Source organism: uncultured Lactobacillus sp. (assembly GCF_946477725.1).
In the GTDB taxonomy this organism is placed as follows: Bacteria; Bacillota; Bacilli; order Lactobacillales; family Lactobacillaceae; genus Lactobacillus.
This window is the reverse complement of sequence record NZ_CAMKZC010000024.1, coordinates 1-17285: the sequence shown is the minus strand read 5'-3', so window position 1 is coordinate 17285 and position 17285 is coordinate 1. Positions and strand designations below refer to the sequence as shown.

Annotated in this window: 17 protein-coding genes and 3 tRNA genes; 17 read left to right on the top strand and 3 right to left on the bottom strand. The window is 37.7% G+C overall.

Annotation, left to right across the window (positions count from 1 at the left end; all coding sequences use genetic code 11):
* The first annotated feature begins 22 nt into the window (after positions 1 to 22).
* The 7 genes from Q0R51_RS07805 to Q0R51_RS07775 all read left to right on the top strand — a co-directional run bounded on the left by Q0R51_RS07805 (position 23) and on the right by Q0R51_RS07775 (position 4827).
* A tRNA-Gln gene (locus Q0R51_RS07805) sits at positions 23 to 94 on the top strand.
* Positions 95 to 289: 195 nt separating this feature from the next.
* Positions 290 to 1000: a glycerophosphodiester phosphodiesterase family protein gene (locus Q0R51_RS07800; protein ID WP_046324439.1), complete on the top strand. Its 711-nt coding sequence runs from the start codon at positions 290 to 292 to the stop codon at positions 998 to 1000.
* A 154-nt stretch (positions 1001 to 1154) separates the two neighbouring features.
* The gene (locus Q0R51_RS07795; protein ID WP_294757861.1) at positions 1155 to 2336 is read left to right on the top strand and encodes an aminotransferase class I/II-fold pyridoxal phosphate-dependent enzyme; all 1182 of its coding nucleotides are present in this window, start codon (positions 1155 to 1157) and stop codon (positions 2334 to 2336) included.
* Between the two features lie 62 nt (positions 2337 to 2398).
* A tRNA-Tyr gene (locus Q0R51_RS07790) sits at positions 2399 to 2480 on the top strand.
* A 7-nt stretch (positions 2481 to 2487) separates the two neighbouring features.
* Positions 2488 to 2559: transfer RNA gene (locus Q0R51_RS07785), tRNA-Gln, on the top strand.
* Between the two features lie 371 nt (positions 2560 to 2930).
* Positions 2931 to 4043, top strand: a complete 1113-nt coding sequence (locus Q0R51_RS07780; RefSeq protein WP_294757859.1) for a hypothetical protein — start codon at positions 2931 to 2933, stop codon at positions 4041 to 4043.
* Positions 4044 to 4128: 85 nt separating this feature from the next.
* Positions 4129 to 4827 (top strand): GntR family transcriptional regulator, encoded by a 699-nt coding sequence (locus Q0R51_RS07775; RefSeq protein WP_122025740.1) that lies wholly within the window; start codon positions 4129 to 4131, stop codon positions 4825 to 4827.
* A gap of 41 nt (positions 4828 to 4868) precedes the next feature.
* On the opposite strand, the gene tagD is transcribed toward Q0R51_RS07775, so the two are convergent.
* The gene (gene tagD, locus Q0R51_RS07770) at positions 4869 to 5255 is read right to left on the bottom strand and encodes a glycerol-3-phosphate cytidylyltransferase (protein WP_174795219.1); all 387 of its coding nucleotides are present in this window, start codon (positions 5253 to 5255) and stop codon (positions 4869 to 4871) included.
* Positions 5256 to 5379: 124 nt separating this feature from the next.
* Between tagD and Q0R51_RS07765 the strand changes: the two genes are divergently transcribed.
* From Q0R51_RS07765 to trxA, 10 genes are all read left to right on the top strand, one after another.
* Positions 5380 to 6111, top strand: coding sequence for a WecB/TagA/CpsF family glycosyltransferase (locus Q0R51_RS07765; RefSeq protein WP_294757858.1), 732 nt, complete (start codon positions 5380 to 5382; stop codon positions 6109 to 6111).
* Positions 6112 to 6113: 2 nt separating this feature from the next.
* The gene (locus tag Q0R51_RS07760; RefSeq protein ID WP_294757857.1) at positions 6114 to 7205 is read left to right on the top strand and encodes a glycosyltransferase; all 1092 of its coding nucleotides are present in this window, start codon (positions 6114 to 6116) and stop codon (positions 7203 to 7205) included.
* Between the two features lie 77 nt (positions 7206 to 7282).
* The gene (locus tag Q0R51_RS07755) at positions 7283 to 8761 is read left to right on the top strand and encodes a nicotinate phosphoribosyltransferase (RefSeq protein ID WP_174795217.1); all 1479 of its coding nucleotides are present in this window, start codon (positions 7283 to 7285) and stop codon (positions 8759 to 8761) included.
* Complete coding sequence (gene nadE / locus Q0R51_RS07750) at positions 8758 to 9588, top strand: ammonia-dependent NAD(+) synthetase (RefSeq protein ID WP_294757855.1); 831 nt, start codon at positions 8758 to 8760, stop codon at positions 9586 to 9588. The genes Q0R51_RS07755 and nadE overlap by 4 nt, the downstream gene beginning before the upstream one ends.
* A 295-nt stretch (positions 9589 to 9883) precedes the next feature.
* Positions 9884 to 12523 carry an alanine--tRNA ligase gene (gene alaS, locus Q0R51_RS07745; RefSeq protein ID WP_294757853.1) on the top strand — a complete coding sequence of 880 codons (2640 nt, stop codon included), beginning with the start codon at positions 9884 to 9886 and terminating at the stop codon, positions 12521 to 12523.
* Positions 12524 to 12575: 52 nt separating this feature from the next.
* Positions 12576 to 12833, top strand: coding sequence for an IreB family regulatory phosphoprotein (locus tag Q0R51_RS07740; protein WP_038521496.1), 258 nt, complete (start codon positions 12576 to 12578; stop codon positions 12831 to 12833).
* Complete coding sequence (ruvX, locus tag Q0R51_RS07735) at positions 12833 to 13261, top strand: Holliday junction resolvase RuvX (protein ID WP_294757852.1); 429 nt, start codon at positions 12833 to 12835, stop codon at positions 13259 to 13261. The genes Q0R51_RS07740 and ruvX overlap by 1 nt, the downstream gene beginning before the upstream one ends.
* A gap of 1 nt (position 13262) precedes the next feature.
* Positions 13263 to 13568 carry a DUF1292 domain-containing protein gene (locus Q0R51_RS07730; protein ID WP_046324450.1) on the top strand — a complete coding sequence of 102 codons (306 nt, stop codon included), beginning with the start codon at positions 13263 to 13265 and terminating at the stop codon, positions 13566 to 13568.
* A gap of 54 nt (positions 13569 to 13622) precedes the next feature.
* Positions 13623 to 15977: an endonuclease MutS2 gene (locus tag Q0R51_RS07725; RefSeq protein WP_294757850.1), complete on the top strand. Its 2355-nt coding sequence runs from the start codon at positions 13623 to 13625 to the stop codon at positions 15975 to 15977.
* Between the two features lie 85 nt (positions 15978 to 16062).
* Positions 16063 to 16374, top strand: coding sequence for a thioredoxin (gene trxA, locus Q0R51_RS07720; RefSeq protein WP_046324452.1), 312 nt, complete (start codon positions 16063 to 16065; stop codon positions 16372 to 16374).
* Between the two features lie 27 nt (positions 16375 to 16401).
* Here the strand turns inward: trxA and mscL are convergent, their stop codons facing one another.
* Positions 16402 to 16773 carry a large-conductance mechanosensitive channel protein MscL gene (gene mscL / locus Q0R51_RS07715; protein WP_294604350.1) on the bottom strand — a complete coding sequence of 124 codons (372 nt, stop codon included), beginning with the start codon at positions 16771 to 16773 and terminating at the stop codon, positions 16402 to 16404.
* A 72-nt stretch (positions 16774 to 16845) separates the two neighbouring features.
* Positions 16846 to 17253: a YslB family protein gene (locus tag Q0R51_RS07710; protein WP_294757849.1), complete on the bottom strand. Its 408-nt coding sequence runs from the start codon at positions 17251 to 17253 to the stop codon at positions 16846 to 16848.
* Positions 17254 to 17285 lie beyond the last annotated feature (32 nt).

Below are 17285 nucleotides of genomic sequence, written 5' to 3'. Positions count from 1 at the left end.
CAAGTAAAAGCTCAAATGGTATTGGGTTATAGCCAAGCGGTAAGGCACTAGTTTTTGGTACTAGTATGCGCTGGTTCGAATCCAGCTAACCCAATTGTTCTTACGAACACCCAACCCGAAAAATGGCAGGTCTGTAAAGGGCCTGTCTTTTTTTGCCCAAAATGCATTGCAAAATTTCTTTACTTTTTTAGTCTTTCATATTTAAAAAATAGCTAAATGGGTTTATTATACTCATTATGTTTTGTTTGTAATGTTTATCTTTTTGATGAGGTTTAACTAATACAAAAATATGAATAGCAGTAAAAGTAAGACAATAGTATTTGGACATAGAGGCTATCCTGCTAAATTTGCAGAGAATTCTATGGAAGGCTTTCGTAATGCTGTTGCAAATGGTGCTGAAGGCGTTGAATTTGATGTTCACTTGACCCAAGATGGTGTCCCCGTAGTTATGCATGATGAAAAAGTTGACCGTACAACAGATGGCACCGGTTATATCAAGGACTTCACCCTTAAAAGGCTGAGAAAATTACATTTATCAAACGGTGAACCCGTACCCACTTTGCAGGAATTATTTGAACTTCTTGAAAATAAAGATATTCAAATAAATTTGGAATTTAAAACCGGAATCATTCACTATCATGGTATTGAAAAAACCGTTTTAAGTTTGGCTTATCTATATCATTTTATGCATCCTATTATTTATTCATCCTTTGACTATGTCACTCTGAAGAACTGTCAAGAAATTGATCCTAATCAAATTTATTGTTACTTAACGGATGAAGAAGTAGTTAATTCAGCTAAGCTGGTCAAAGATAATCATTTTGCTGGTATCCATCCAGGTAAATTGCTTCCAACGCGCGAGGCAGTTACCGAGCGAATTTGGACGGTTGATGACCCGCAAATAGCTAAGAAGTATTTTCAAGAGCATGTTGCGGGAATTTTTACTAATAATTATCCTTTAATGATTAAATTACGAGATCAAATACAGGGAAAAGGATAGCTGAATATCTAAACCAATATTTTTAGAAAGGCCTTAACTCGTTTAGTTAGCAGGCCTTTTTTGCTAAATTAGTTTGAAATTAAAAAAATATTGTAGAAAAATAATTTTTTAAAAGGTATAATTTTTATAACTAAAAAGAAAGTTAGGTGAAAATATGGCAGATTTAATTAAATATGTACGAAAAGGTCTGGCTGAATCCCCTTCTAATCCAATTTTAAAATTTGCGGATTATGCCAGTAAAATTCCGGATATTGTGAAATTTACTCTAGGTGAGCCTGATTTTAATACACCGGATCACGTAAAGGAAGCAGCCAAAAGGGGAATTGATGAGAATCACTCTCACTATGCTCCTTCAAACGGAACAATTGGTTTGCGCAAAGCGGCTAGTCAATTTTTAAGTAAAAAATATGGTCAAAATTATGATCCCGCAACTGAGGTTTTGGTTACAAATGGTGTTACTGAGTCAATTTTTGATTCAGTTATGGCAACTCTGAATCCTGGCGATATTATGGTTGTTCCTACTCCATTGTTCCCACTTTATATGAGTGATGCAGGTTTAATTAATGAAGGCGTTGAAATAGTTAAAGTAAACACATCAAATGATGGTTTCAAATTGACTCCTGCAAAATTGCAAAAGGTAATTGACAAATATGGTGACCGGGTTCGCATGCTGGTATTGAATTATCCTACTAATCCAACAGGGGTAATGTATAGTCAAGATGAATTGGATGCTTTGGCGGATGTTATTCGCGATAAACCAATTTTTGCACTATGTGATGAAATCTATAGTGAATTGAACTATGACCAACCTCATGCGTCAATGGAAAAATCATTGCATGACCAAGTAATTTTAATGAACGGCGTTTCCAAGTCATGGGCCATGACCGGTTACCGGATTGGTATTGTCTGTGCGCCAAAAGATATTTTGCAACAAATTGCGAAAATTCACCAAGCAATAACGACTACTGAACCAACTCCTATGCAAGATGCAGCTGAAGAAGCTTTTAAAAACGGCATGGATGATTCTTTGCCAATGAAAGAAGAATTCCAAAAACGGCGAGACACTTTGTATGCCGGATTGACCAAAATAGGTTTTGAATGTGCTAAACCCCAAGGTGCATTCTACATTTTTGCTAAAATACCAGATGGTTTTGAGCAAGATGATAATAAATTCATTTATGAGCTGGTTGACAAGGCTCACGTTGCTGTTTCTGCCGGCTCCAGCTTTAGTGAAGGCGGAGAAGGCTATATTAGATTCTCCTATGCTGTTTCAATGGATCAAATTGAAAAGGGGCTTCAACGACTAGAAAAGTTCGTTAAAGAGAATAAGAAATAATTTTAGGCAAATTTTGCTTGCAATCGCGCACGTTTTTCGGTATTATAATTAACGTGCGTGACGGAGGAGTAGCGAAGTGGCTAAACGCGGCGGTCTGTAAAACCGCTCTCTCTGAGTTCGGCGGTTCGAATCCACCCTCCTCCATCATTATTGGGTTATAGCCAAGCGGTAAGGCACTAGTTTTTGGTACTAGTATGCGCTGGTTCGAATCCAGCTAACCCAATAAAAAAGGCGGCTCTTGTGAGTCGTCTTTTTTGTCGGCTCAGAATTGTTATTTGCATATCTGTTTTCAATAAATGTTACGGGACTTCTATTTCTGAAATTGTTTGCCCTGTTAGCTATAACGCAGGCTGACTGCCATCGATTTTAGTGAAAGCTCTAGCTTCTTGCTAGCCAAATGAATTACCCCTCAATTTTTACTGCTTAAACTGGTATTTATCTTGACCTCAAACAATTAACGATAATTCCGCGTTTTATCTTAAAATATTGCAAATGATTTTTTAAATCTTAAGAATTTGGTTGTTAAAGTTTACCTATTTTCATTTCAATGATAGTACAATAGTAAGAGCTAACTTTTATTAAGAAGGGAAATATATGTCAAGACTTGTGCGCGTTGGTGCTGGAGGTAAAGAAATTAGCTGGCACAATGCCTTAAATGATTTACGTGCAGATGATGTTTTGCTTTTGGAGCCGGGATTTTATGAGTTACCCGCAGGAATTTTCTTATCTGATATTACTATTAAGGGGACAGGTAATCTTCCAGAAGACACAACAATATTAGGCTTTATCAATATTGATGCCGGCAGCCAGTTTGTTAATTTAGAGAATTTGTGCATCAACACGGTAACTGATGCGAATAGTTTGTTCGTTCCGGCCGAAGCTAATACTTTTTTGTCATTGCGCAACTGTATCGTCAAAGGCTTTGGTGGTGATACAGCGGTTATTGCTGCCAATGGCAAAGTCACCTTGGAATTATTCTCAACAGTGGTTATGAATGGTTCTGTGTCATTATTTGCTGATTCGAATTTTCGCTTAGAGATGAATGATTCAACTATTAAAAATACTGTGAAAGACATTGGCGCCTTAGCGCTTGAAGGGCATGGCACCGCTGTTATTAATAATTCACGTATTCATGGCAGTATTGATACTTTTAGCAAGTCAAATGTGGAATTAGATATTAATAATACTGTTGTGAATGCATTGCTTATTCAGGGACAAGCATGGTTAAATATGCTTAACAGTATGCTTTTGTCACAAGAAGATACTGCAATGTTCATCACGGATAAAACTTGGATTAATATTATTGGCAGTGAGTTTAAAGGCGGTATTTATTTTGAAAAAGAGCCGCATGTGATTATCCAAAATAGTAGAATCGACCGCTTGATTGCCACCGGAGAAGCCCAAATCACCCTGAATAATTGTGTTATCGTTAATCATGCCGATTTTCAAAATAAAGTTAATTGCAATTCTAGACGGGCAACTTTTAATGGCGGAAATGAATATGAGTATTTTTTGGTTCTTAGTGATCAGGCAGAATTTGAGGGCCATGATCTGATTTTCAATTCTAACGGTGCTACTTTAGCTGTCGAAAATCAGGCTCATTTGCATGCTAGTGTCATCGCAACAAGTGATGATTCAATTATGGTTGAGTGCGGACAAAATGCAGAATTCCGTTTATGGGGCATGAAATGGACCACTAAAAAATAAATAGCTTGCTTTATTATAATTTGTAACATATCATACGAAGTAGACCAATTTAGATTATAATAAGATGTGTAATGGGGGTATATTTATGGAAGAACCAATGTACATCAAAATTCATAATCAAATCAAACGTGAAATTGAAAATCATGACTATAAAGTTGGTAGTAAAATTCCAGCGGAAAGACAATTAGCTCAAAAATTTGGCGTCTCGCGGATGACTTTGCGTCAAGCAATTAAAACTTTAGAAGATGAAGGCATTTTAGAGCAGCGGGTTGGTAGTGGTACCTATGTTGCCAATCAAAAAGTGCAGGAAAAAATGTCGGGCGTTATGTCTTTTACTGATATAACTCATGCAAATGGGCAAACACCTTCAAGTAAGCTAATATCCTATCGCTTTGGTAAGCCTTCCTTATCGGAGATGGAGCGTCTTAATCTGGATGATAAGCAGGAAGTTCTACGGATGGAACGTATTCGCTATGCGGATGATGTTCCAATTTGTTATGAAGTCGTTTCTATTCCGCAAAACTTGGTTAAAAATATGTCAAAAGCTGATATTTCTTCACATTTATACCAAACATTGGAAAAAAATGGCTATAAAGTAGGACGTGTAACAGAATATATTTCTGCAGCCGTTGCGAATGAAAACTCGGCCAGACTTCTTGATGCCAAAAAAGGTGAAGCGTTAATCACGCGCTTGCAGGTAACTGAATTATCAAATGGCATGCCATTTGAATATACAAGGGCAAACTATGTTGCGGATCGCTTTGAATTTACCTTTGCCAAATAAAAAACTCTGAATTAACTATGTTTAGTTAGTTCAGAGCTTTTTTATTTTAAATCATCTTTGATTTTAGTGGTGGAAATTCCTGGTGTGCGTGGCAAATAAACTACTTGGCAGTATGGCTTTAAAAAGTCAAACTTGCCTTGCCAGTCATTACCCATAACAAAAGTATCAATATCATATTTTTGGATGTCGCTAACTTTTTGTTCCCACCCTTTTTCCGGGATAACTTGGTCTACGTAGCGGATTGCTTCAAGAATATATTTGCGTTCGGCATAATTATTATAGGACTCCTTGTGCTTTTGCAACTGGTTAAATTCATCAGTAGACAACCCAACAATGAGGTAATCGCCTAGTTCACGAGCCCTTTTTAGTAAACGAACATGACCGTAATGCAATAAATCAAATGTGCCATAAGTGATTATTTTTTTCATAGTTCCCGTACTCCTATCATTTTGACGAGTTAATAGTATCATATTTATAGAAAAGGTAAAGCGTATTCTGAACTGGTTATTATTTTGGTAAAATAAGGTAAATTGCGGATTAGGAGATATAGCTATGGCTAAGGTAAATGTTTTAGGTGTAAATTTCGATAATAAAAGTTTTAATCAATTTCAAAATGAATTTATTGGCAGAATTAATACCCACCAATCAACTTTTATTGTTACTGCCAATCCTGAAATTGTCATGTCAGCAAATGAAAACCCTGAATTTATGAAGATCCTGACTTATGATGCTGACTATATTACTGCTGACGGTATAGGCATTGTCAAAGCAAGTCATATTTTAGGTCAGCCACTTAAAGAACGGGTAACCGGTTATGATTTATTTACTTGGCTAATGAAGCTGGCAAATGATCGGGGCCTCAGAGTTTATTTAATTGGCGCTCGCTCAGAAGTGATGCATACGATTCAGGCTAAGATTGCACGAGAATATTCTGATATACAGCTAGTAGGAGCTGAAAATGGTTACTTTAAAGAAGATCTGGAACTAATTGCTTACCAAATTGAACGGACAGAACCGGATTTAGTTTTTGCCGCCTTGGGTTCACCCCGTCAAGAACAACTTTTATCCATTCTCCGGAGAAATCTCCTGCCAGCTTTAATGATGGGAGTAGGAGGCAGCTTTGATGTCTTTTCGGGTAAAGTAAAACGTGCTCCTCAAACATGGCAAAATGTCCATTTAGAATGGCTTTACCGTCTGCTTAAAAACCCCTCACGCATAAAGCGAATGACGATTTTGCCTCATTTTGTGCATGAAGTTTATCAGTCAAAAAAGGAAAAAATCTAATTATGAAGGTTTTGCATGTTAATGCCGGGCTTGAAAATGGTGGTGGCTTAACTCATATTATTAACTTGCTAAAACAGGCAAAAAATGAACAGCAGGATTTTACGTTTTTATGTTTAGCTGATGGCCCAGTTGCCCAAGCTGCACGAACTGCACAATTAAACGTGCAAGTTTTAGGTGTCAATAGTCGCTATGACTTGGCTGGCTTAAATAAGCTGGCTAGTTTTATTAATAATGCTGACTTTAGTATTGTCCACACACATGGTGCGCGGGCTAACTTATTTGTCTCTTTAATTAGGCACAAAATTACCGCAAAGTGGTGTGTAACCGTTCATTCCAATCCTTATCTTGATTTTGCTGATCGCGGCTTCACAGGGAAAATTTTTACCAAATTAAACATTCAGGCCATTCGCAAAGCGGATTGCGTTTTTGCTGTTACTAAAAGATTTGCTAATTTGTTAGTTGAAAAAGCTAAAATTAAACAGAAAAAAGTTCACGTGATTTATAACGGTACTTTTTTTCATGCAGACAGTCAAATCCCTGCAAAATATGAACACCCCAACTTTAATATTGTAAACGTAGCCAGGGCTGAAAAAGTTAAGGGGCAAGACTTGTTACTGCAGGCTCTAAAACAATTAAATAATGCTAATGTGCATTTGTTTATTGCTGGAGACGGTTCTCAATTAAGATCACTAAAGGACCTGACGCAAAAATTAAATTTGGGTCCACAAGTAACTTTTCAAGGCTTCATGACGCATAAACAGTTAAAAAATCTTTATCGCAGAATGGATTTGGCTGTTCTGACATCTTATTCTGAGAGCTTTCCTTTAGTGTTGCTGGAAGCAAGCGATAATTTGTTGCCACTTTTGTCAACTGCCGTTGGTGATATTAGCATGATGATACCAGATAAAGAACATGGTTTTGTTGCAAAAGTCGGTGAGATAGACTCAATTTGTTCAGCTTTAAAGCAAGCTGTGAACACGCCTAAAACTCAACTTAGAGAAATGGCGCAGCTTGAGAAAAATTATGTTGAGCGGCATTTTTCGTTACACGAGCAATTAAGTAGTATTTTACGGGTATACGATGATATCGTTTAAATTGGTAAGTTTGTTAAAAAGGCCACAAATGTTTATAATAAAACAAAAATATTAGTGGATTTAGTTAAGAGGACAGAATGTTTTACCAAGAATTGGATGAAGACGATTCATTAACCCTTCATACAGATTTGTATGAAATTAATATGATGTATACCTACTTTAAAAAAGGTATTTCTGAACGCAATGCTGTTTTTGAAGTTTACTATCGGAAAGAGCCTTTTGGCAATGGCTATTCCGTATATGCAGGCTTAGAACATGTCATTTTATATTTACAAAACCTGAAATTTAAAGCAAGTGACTTAAAATATTTAAAAGAAGAAATTGGCTATGATGACGATTTTATTGATTATTTACGTCATTTGAAATTGCAGCTTACTGTACGATCGATGCCTGAAGGAGAAATTGCTTTTGCCAACGAACCCTTATTGCAAGTTGAGGGTCCACTTGCGCAATGTCAATTGGTTGAGACAACTATCTTAAATATTATTAATTACCAGACTTTACTGGCTACTAAAGCGGCGCGCGTCAAGCTGGCCGTTCAAGGTGACGGAGTGATGGAATTTGGTACCAGGCGTGCACAGGAAGCAGATGCAGCTATTTGGGGCACTCGTGCTGCTTATATTGGCGGTTTTGATTCTACCAGTAATGTTCGGGCAGGCAAATTATTTGGTATCCCAGTTTCTGGCACACATGCCCATTCCTTAGTAGAAGCCTTTGGCAGCGAATATGAAGCATTTAAGGCCTATGCAGAAACGCATAAAGACTGCGTCTTTCTGGTAGATACATACGATACAGTTAGAAGCGGCGTACCAAACGCAATTCGGGTTGCTGACGAAATGGGAGACAAGATTAACTTCCAAGGCGTGCGTATTGATTCGGGCGACATGGCCTATATTTCAAAGCAAGTACGCCGGGAACTGGATAATGCTGGTTATACTGATGCTAAAATTTTTGCTTCAAATGATTTGGATGAAACTACGATTACGAGTTTAAAGATGCAAGGAGCAAAAATTGATGTTTGGGGGATAGGGACTAAATATATTACGGCTTACGACCAGCCTGCCTTAGGCGCAGTTTATAAATTAGTTTCAATTGAAGATGATCAGCACCATATGCGTGACACTTTAAAAATTTCTTCGAATGTAGAAAAGGTATCAACTCCAGGTAAAAAACAAGTCTGGCGTATCTCAGCTAATACTGCTAAGAAAAATGAAGGTGACTGGATTGCACGGGCCGGTGTAGATCCGCGTAAATTTGATTCATTGTACATGTTTCATCCGCAGTATTCTTATATCAATAAAGTGGTGACTGATTACACTGCAGAACCCCTTTTAAAAGATATTTTTGTTAAAGGCAAATTAACATACCAAAAGCCCAAACTAATAGATATTAAGAACTTTTGTGCAGCCAATCTGGACGGACTATGGGATGAATATAAGCGTAGCTTGAATCCGCAGGAATACCCTGTTGATCTTTCTCAAGATTTATATGACAGTAAAATGACCATTATTCAGGATATTCGCACCAAAATCAATAAAGGAGATACTGCACAATGAGACCTTTACAAAAAGAAATTATAAAATATGAGCATGTTTTGCCTCTAATTGATCCGCAAAAAGAAATTAGACGTTCAGTTGATTTTTTAAAAGATTATCTCAAAGCAAATACCTTCTTAAAGTCTTATGTATTGGGTATTTCTGGTGGACAAGACTCTACGTTAGCAGGAAAACTATGTCAAATGGCAATTTCGGAAATGAGGAGTGAAACTGGCGATAATTCATACCAATTTATTGCAGTGCGCTTGCCTTATGGAGTTCAAGCTGATGCACAAGATGCGGCAGATGCTGTGGCTTTTCAAAGACCGGATCAAGATTTGGTAGTTAATATTAAACCGGCTGTTGATGCCTTAGTTTCTACTTTGAATGGAGCTGAGCAGGAGATTACCGATTTTAATAAGGGCAATATTAAGGCGCGCGAGCGCATGGTGGTGCAGTATGCTATTGCTGGTGCCCATAATGGTGCAGTCGTGGGGACGGATCACGCAGCTGAAAACTTCAGCGGCTTTTATACCAAATATGGTGATGGTGCGGCAGATTTAACTCCGCTGTTTCGTTTAGACAAGCGCCAAGGAAAACAGATGCTCAAGTTTTTAAATTGTCCGGAGCATCTATACCAAAAAGCGCCCACAGCAGACTTGGAAGAAAATAAGCCTGGCTTACCTGATGAAGTTGCACTCGGCGTCAGCTACAGGGATGTTGATGACTATTTAGAAGGGCACGAAGTTTCTGAAGAAGCAGCTGAAAAAATCGAATCTTTATGGCGTAAGAGTGAACACAAACGGCATTTGCCCGTAACCGTTTTTGATGATTTTTATCGTAAATAAGGGCTAGGGCATTATGAGTTTATATTTTACCTTAATAGGCCTGTTATTGACAAAAACTGTGCAAGTAGTACAATTACTGTTAACTTAAGATATGTTTTTTAAGAATAACAGTTCACAGAGAGAGCCGCCTGGTGAAAATGGCTTACTGTTACTTAAAAGATGCTCCTTACAGTTCAAATAAATAAAATAATTAAGAGGTAACAAACACTGTTGCAATTGAGGTGGTACCGCGTTTAAAGGCGTCCTTAAGATAAGCAACGGTGTTTTTGTTTTGGCAAAAAGGGAGATATATTTGATGAAGAAACTGACAAGTTCAGAATTTAGACAGATGTTTTTGGATTTCTTCAAGCAGCACGGCCACATGGTATTGCCCAGTCAATCATTGATTCCGCAAGATGATCCAACATTGCTGTGGATCAATTCCGGTGTGGCAACGATGAAAAAGTATTTTGACGGCTCAGTAGTGCCCAAGAATCACCGGATCACCAGTTCACAAAAGTCCATTAGAACTAATGATATTGAAAATGTTGGTAAAACTGCCAGACACCAGACCTTTTTTGAAATGCTAGGCAACTTTTCTGTGGGTGATTACTTTAAAAAAGAAGCGATTACCTGGGCTTGGGAATTTTTGACCAGTCCCGACTGGCTCGATTTGGATAAGGAAAAACTTTACTGTACGGTTTATCCTAAAGATACAGAAGCACATAAAATTTGGCTTGAAGTTGGTATGCCTGAGGACCATATTGTTAAACTTGAAGAAAATTTCTGGGATATTGGTGAAGGTCCTTGTGGTCCTGACTCTGAAATTTTCTATGATCGTGGTCAAGAAAATAACGATGTGGCAGAAGATGATCCTGAAAACTTCCCTGGCGGTGAAAATGCCCGTTACTTGGAAATTTGGAATATAGTCTTTTCACAATATAATCATTTAGCAAATGGCAAATATGTAGATCAGCCACACAAGAATATTGATACTGGTATGGGCCTAGAGCGTGTTTTGTCTATTTTACAAGACGCACCAACTAACTTTGAAACTGACCTCTTCTTGCCAATTATTCATGAAACTGAAAAAATGACTGCTGCTAAAAAGTACGGCACAAATAAGGCAGATACGACAGCCTTTAAGATTATTGCTGATCATGTACGGACTGTCTGTTTTGCCATTGCGGATGGAGCGTTGCCATCAAATACAGGTAGAGGATATGTTTTACGGCGCTTGATTCGGCGCGCTGATTTAAATGGTCAACGTTTAGGGATTAAGGGTGCTTTTCTTTACCAACTTGTCCCAGTGGTCGGTAAAATTATGGAAAGTCATTACCCAGAGGTTACAGACCAAAAGGACTTTATTGCCAAAGTAATTAAAAATGAAGAAGAAAGATTCCAGCTAACTCTTGAATCTGGGTTAACTTTACTTGATGACTTAATTGCCAAGGCCCAAAACTCTGAAGATAAAACAATTACTGGTAAAGATGCGTTCAAGTTGTTTGATACTTATGGCTTTCCTTATGAATTGACTTTTGAAACTGCACAGGATGCAGGCTTAAAGGTTGATCAAAAAGGCTTTGATGCTGAAATGAAGGCCCAAAAAGAGCGTGCGCGTAAAGCCCGTGGTAATTTGCAATCAATGGGTGCACAGGATGAAACTTTGATGAACTTAAAAGATAAATCGGAGTTTGAATATGGTGTTTATGAAGAAAAACATGCTAAATTAATTGATATTATAGTCAATGACCAATTAGTTGATAGAGCAGATGGTGATAATGCGGTTTTAATCTTTGATCGGACACCTTTTTACGGTGAACGTGGTGGCCAGGTAGCAGATCACGGTAATATCTATAATCAGGAAGGTGAACTGGTTGCTCAGGTAACTGATGTGCAGCACGCGCCAAATGATCAAAATATGCACTTTGTCGATGTGATTTTACCTCTGAAAAAGGGTGAAGAATACACTCTAAAAATTGACAGAGTTCGCCGCGAAGGCTTGCGCCACTCACATACAGCCACACACTTGTTGCATGCGGCTTTGAGAAGCGTTCTGGGTGAACATACACATCAAGCCGGCAGTTTGGTGGAACCTGATTATTTGCGTTTTGACTTTACTGCACTTGAACCAATGACTGCTAAGGAAATTAAATCAGTTGAAAACTTGGTAAATCAAAAGATTTGGGCAGCTATTACTGTCAAAACTACTATTACTGATCCTGATACTGGTAGAAAAATGGGAGCTTTGGCTTTGTTTGACGGGAAATACGGTGATAAAGTTAGAGTTGTGCAAATGCAAGATTTCTCTATTGAATTCTGTGGTGGTACTCATTGCGCTAATACTAACCAAATAGGTATTTTTAAAATCATTTCTGAATCTGCCATTGGTGCTGGAATGAGAAGAATTGAAGCAGTTGTTTCTAAAAAGGCTTACGAATATCTGGCTAACAGATCTGAACTTCTGGATGACATTCAAGCGGAAGTAAAATCAACCAAGCCTGAAGATATAATTGATAAGGTTGATTCCCTTGAACAGGAATTACATGATAGTCAAAAGCAGGTTGAAGATCTGAATCTGCAAATTAATCAGAGTAAAGCAAATTCAATTTTTAATAATGTAAAACAAGCAGGAGATTTGACCATTATTGCTCAAAAAGTTGATGCCGGTGGGATGAATGATTTGCGTGAGTTCGCCGATACTTGGAAGAGTGGTCAGAAGTCTGATGTGCTCGTTTTAGGAACTGCCAGTGATGGCAAAGCCAATATGATTATTAGTTTGGGTGATAAAGCTTTGGCAAAGGGGCTTAAAGCAGGAGATCTAATTAAACAAGTCGCACCAATCTTTGGTGGCGGCGGTGGCGGTCGACCAAACATGGCTCAAGCCGGTGGTAAAAAACCTGAAGGTCTTGAAAAGGCTATTCAGACGGTGGTTACAACGATTTCCGAAAAATAATTAATTGAGTTTGTGCTGTTTTTCAAGTAAAATTATGCTAGGAGGAATAATTATGAGTTCGCTAGATAAGACAATGCATTTTGACTTTAACGAAAATAAAGGCAAAAATGTTCATGATACTCTGCAAGACGTTTATAATGCTTTGGAAGAGAAGGGTTATAATCCAGTTAACCAGATTGTCGGCTACTTATTGTCTGGCGATCCGGCTTATATTCCACGGCATAATGATGCTCGTAATTTAATTTTGAAGCATGAACGCGACGAAATTATCGAAGAGCTTGTCAAGAATTATCTTGGAAAAGATAAATAATGCGACTAGTTGGTTTAGATGTTGGATCAAAGACAGTAGGCGTTGCTGTTAGTGATGAATTAGGAATAACTGCGCAGATGGTTGAAACCATCCCCATCGATGAAACGCGTTATAATTTTGGTATGCGTGCAATTAAAAAAATTGTCCGCCAATATGAACCAGAGGCCTTTGTATTGGGTCTGCCTAAAAACATGAACGGCTCTTCAGGTGCTTCAGTTAGTCGCAGTAAAGCATATGGTGAAAGACTGGAGAAAAAGTTTGGTTTGCCAGTGCATTATTTAGATGAGAGACTAACGACAGTAGAATCTGAAAGAGTTTTAGTTGAAGAGGCAGGAATGCATGATCGTCATAAGCGCAAAGAAGTTATTGACCAAATGGCTGCTGTTTTGATTTTACAGAATTATTTGGATCTAAACCGAAAGGATTAATATGGCACAAGAAATTAACGGTGATGACCGTCAGATTACCCTGATTGATGATCAGGGTAATGAAGAATTATACGAAATTTTATTTACGTTTCATTCAGATGATTATGATAAATCATATGTTTTGCTCTATCCGGCAGCTGCTAGTGATGATGACGAAATTGAAGTCTTAGCATTCAGCTATGATTCAGATTCCGCAGGTGATGTTACCAGTAGTGATTTACACGAGATTGAAGCAGATGATGAGTGGAACATGGTCCAAGGAGTCTTAAATACATTTTTGGACGATGACCGATTAAGTGGTGAATAAGAAAGACTGGCTGGGCCAGCCTTTTTTATTAAAGATTAATAATTTAGAAAAATAATGAATGATAAAATATTAAAAACTTTAGAATTTGCCAAAATTACTGAACAATTACAACAAATGGCGATTACTACACCAGCTAAAATGACAGCATTCAACTTACTGCCAAGTAATGATTTTGCTCAAGTCGAACTTAGTTTGAAGCAAACCCTTGCTGGTACTGATATTTTGCGGGTTAAAGGGCAATTGCCATTGACAGATTTTGCTGATGTTACTGCAAGTACCAAGCGTTTGCGGATCAAGGCAAACTTAAACGCCAAGGAATTGGGTAATTTGTTATTAGTTTTGGCGCTTGCAAATGAAACAAATGAATTTTTTGGTGAAATTGATGAGGAAAAACTAGATTTAACCGCCATAGATTCTATTTTGGCACAATTAGATGTACCTCAAAGTTTGTATAACAAACTTAATCGTTCTCTAGATTTTGATGGAGAAGTTCTCGATACTGCTTCCAGCGAATTAGCCCATTTACGTCATGAAATCAAAAGCAATGATGCTGAAATTAAGCAGAGAATGGATGGCTATATCAAGGGTAGTAGCAGCAAGTATTTGTCAGAGCAGATTGTGACAATTCGTGATGAACGTTATGTTATTCCGGTCAAGCAAGAATATCGCAATAAATTTGGTGGAGTCGTTCATGATCAAAGTGCCAGTGGGCAAACGCTTTTTATTGAACCCAGTGCAGTTTTAAATCTTAATAATCGTCAGCAAAACCTTCTGGCACAAGAAAGAAGAGAAATCAGTTATATTCTGCGTAACTTGTCTGATCTAGTGCGACCGGAAGCTGATAGCATTGATACGATTGCTGGTGCTTTAGTTAAACTCGATTTTATTCAGGCAAAAGCGAAACTAGCTCGTGCTATGAAAGCAACTGAACCTAAGTTGACTGATGATCAGTCACTGGTGTTTTTACAAGCACGACATCCATTAATTAATCCGGAGACAGTTATTGCCAATGATATTCGTCTAGGTGAAGAATACGATACCATGTTGATTACTGGTCCAAATACTGGTGGAAAGACGATTACATTAAAAACAGTGGGTATTTTACAGTTAATGGCACAATCTGGCCTGTTTATTCCTGCTGCAGAAGGAAGCAAAGCCGGTGTTTTTAAAGACATCTGCGCAGATATTGGGGATGAACAATCTATTGAGCAATCACTCAGTACCTTTTCTTCACATATTAATGGCATTGTCAAAATAATGAAAAAGGTCGATGCCAAGACACTGGTTTTGATTGATGAAATTGGTGCGGGAACGGACCCAGAAGAAGGCGCAAGTCTGGCAATCAGTATTTTGGACTTTTTACGGCAAAAGAAAGCTAAAATTATCGTTACTACCCATTACCCGGAACTGAAACTATATGGCTATAATCGTGAAAGAACAACTAATGCATCAATGGAGTTCGATCTAAAGACCTTGTCGCCAACATACCGTTTACAAATTGGTATTCCTGGTCACAGTAACGCATTTGCAATTGCGCGCAGATTAGGGATGCGCGAAGACGTGGTTAAAAAAGCACAGGGGCTAATGAGTGATGAAAACGTTGATATTAACCAAATGATTACTGAGTTAACCAAGCAAACTAAGGCTGCTTCAGATGCCCGCAGTCATTTAACTACCAGTCTTGATCGTGCTAAGAAGCTGGAGAAGAAATTGCAGCAAGCACTCGATTGGTATAATCAACGTGTGCAAAAGCAGTTGGAATTTGCTCAGGAAAGAGCTAATGAAGTAGTTACTAAAAGCCGTAAAAAGGCTGATAAGATCATTGCCCAACTTGAGCAGCAAAAAGGTAATGTTAAACAAAACGAAATTATTGCCGCCAAGGGCGAATTCAATCAGCTTGAACGGCAAAACGAAAATCTGGCTCATAATCGTGTTCTGCAACGCGAAAAAAGAAGACACCATGTTAATGTAGGCGATCAGGTAAAAGTACTGTCTTATGGGCAAACTGGTACGATTACCAAAAAGTTGTCTGAACATGAATATGAGGTCCAGATGGGTATTATTAAAGTTAAAGTCAGTGACCGAGACATTGAAAAAAGCACTCAGCATGAAAAGGCGCAAACACACTCTAAAGTGCGTGCAGTTAGTGCAAACAGACGCAGTAATGCTAAAAGTGAGCTCGATTTGCGCGGTCAGCGTTATGATGAAGCAATGACTAATTTAGATCGCTATATTGACTCGGTGCTGTTAGCTGGTTTAGATGTTGTTACCATTATTCACGGCATAGGTACTGGTGCTATTAGAAAAGGCGTTTGGCAATACTTACGGACAAATAAGCATGTGAAAAGTTATAATTACGCCCCTGCAAACGAGGGCGGAAATGGTGCAACCATTGTGCATTTGCAATAATTTACTTTACTTGTAAAAAGTAAGTCTGGTTGCTATAATGAAAATATCAATAGAATAATATTTTTCTCTAAAGGAGGTTTTTTCAATGGTTGATGAACTTACAGATCAAAACTTTGAAGAAGAAACAAAAGATGGCGTCGTGTTAACGGACTTTTGGGCAACCTGGTGTGGCCCGTGTAAAATGCAATCTCCAGTTGTTGATGAATTGGCTGAAGAGAGACAAGACGTTAAATTTACCAAAATGGATGTTGATCAAAATAAGGAAGTACCAAGTTCTTTGGGAGTTATGGCTATTCCGACTCTGCTAATCAAGAAAAACGGTGAAATTGTAGATCGCATTACTGGTTACACACCTAAAGCAAAATTGAGTCAAATTTTGGATCAATACACAAATTAAAAAATTCCTGCAACTGCAGGAATTTTTTTAATTGCTTTTTTCTTTTAATAGATCACGAATTTCTTTCAGGTAATCTTCAGCCGATGGACCAGCTGGTTGTTGTTGGTCGTTATGTCTTATTACTTTATTGACAGCTTTAACTAGTAAAAAGACGATGAATGCAATAATCAAAAAGTTAATCACAGTATTGATAAATTCACCGTATTTAAATGTAGCACCTCCGGCTTTGAATACCAGATTGGAAAGATCAATTCGTCCGATAAATAAACCCAAAAGGGGATTAATTAAATTGTTTACCAATGAATTAACAATGTTGGTAAAAGCTCCGCCTATAATTACACCAACAGCCAAATCGATAACGTTGCCCCGTTGAATAAATTCTTTAAATTCTCTAAGCATTTTGTTTCCTCCATTCTTACTTTAATAATATTGCAAAAATGGTAAAAAACTAAATTATTTGTTTCAAAATGCTTAATCAAATTTAGCGGTTAGTTTTACTATTTTTTTGTGTTCATCAATCTTAATTTCGCATTCAGTAGTCCGACCGGTTTCTCTTTCAATTGCTTCTGCAATTATTCCTGCTTCAAGCGAAAATTCCCGGTTACCGCTACTAATCCGATCGGCTACATTTTGTCCGGTTAATTTGAAAATTTTTTCACTGTGACGGGCTCTTGCTTTTTCAATATTGCCAAATTCGGTAGTTGCAAAAAAGCTGGCTACATCTTCAAAGGACGTTAAGTCATACTTACGGGCTATTCGCTTGCCACCCCAATAAAGAATTACATCATTGTCTTCGCCTAAGATTGTTGGCAGTAAAAAGTCACGATAAAGCTGATTTACAAAATAAACATGTTCATGTTGCTGGTTATTGTTTTGCATAAAGAAATTCATCCCTTTTATTTTCTTTTATT

Excerpts from the sequence above, each read along its gene's own strand:
- Q0R51_RS07800 (WP_046324439.1), top strand. The coding sequence starts at position 290 with ATGAATAGCAGTAAAAGTAAGACAATAGTATTTGGACATAGAGGCTAT.
- Q0R51_RS07730 (WP_046324450.1), top strand. The coding sequence starts at position 13,263 with ATGGCACAAGAAATTAACGGTGATGACCGTCAGATTACCCTGATTGAT.
- Q0R51_RS07765 (WP_294757858.1), top strand. The coding sequence starts at position 5,380 with ATGGCTAAGGTAAATGTTTTAGGTGTAAATTTCGATAATAAAAGTTTT.
- mscL (WP_294604350.1), bottom strand. The coding sequence starts at position 16,773 with ATGCTTAGAGAATTTAAAGAATTTATTCAACGGGGCAACGTTATCGAT.
- Q0R51_RS07755 (WP_174795217.1), top strand. The coding sequence starts at position 7,283 with ATGTTTTACCAAGAATTGGATGAAGACGATTCATTAACCCTTCATACA.
- Q0R51_RS07725 (WP_294757850.1), top strand. The coding sequence starts at position 13,623 with ATGAATGATAAAATATTAAAAACTTTAGAATTTGCCAAAATTACTGAA.
- alaS (WP_294757853.1), top strand. The coding sequence starts at position 9,884 with ATGAAGAAACTGACAAGTTCAGAATTTAGACAGATGTTTTTGGATTTC.
- trxA (WP_046324452.1), top strand. The coding sequence starts at position 16,063 with ATGGTTGATGAACTTACAGATCAAAACTTTGAAGAAGAAACAAAAGAT.
- Q0R51_RS07780 (WP_294757859.1), top strand. The coding sequence starts at position 2,931 with ATGTCAAGACTTGTGCGCGTTGGTGCTGGAGGTAAAGAAATTAGCTGG.
- Q0R51_RS07795 (WP_294757861.1), top strand. The coding sequence starts at position 1,155 with ATGGCAGATTTAATTAAATATGTACGAAAAGGTCTGGCTGAATCCCCT.
- Q0R51_RS07775 (WP_122025740.1), top strand. The coding sequence starts at position 4,129 with ATGGAAGAACCAATGTACATCAAAATTCATAATCAAATCAAACGTGAA.
- Q0R51_RS07760 (WP_294757857.1), top strand. The coding sequence starts at position 6,114 with ATGAAGGTTTTGCATGTTAATGCCGGGCTTGAAAATGGTGGTGGCTTA.
- tagD (WP_174795219.1), bottom strand. The coding sequence starts at position 5,255 with ATGAAAAAAATAATCACTTATGGCACATTTGATTTATTGCATTACGGT.
- ruvX (WP_294757852.1), top strand. The coding sequence starts at position 12,833 with ATGCGACTAGTTGGTTTAGATGTTGGATCAAAGACAGTAGGCGTTGCT.
- Q0R51_RS07740 (WP_038521496.1), top strand. The coding sequence starts at position 12,576 with ATGAGTTCGCTAGATAAGACAATGCATTTTGACTTTAACGAAAATAAA.
- Q0R51_RS07710 (WP_294757849.1), bottom strand. The coding sequence starts at position 17,253 with ATGCAAAACAATAACCAGCAACATGAACATGTTTATTTTGTAAATCAG.
- nadE (WP_294757855.1), top strand. The coding sequence starts at position 8,758 with ATGAGACCTTTACAAAAAGAAATTATAAAATATGAGCATGTTTTGCCT.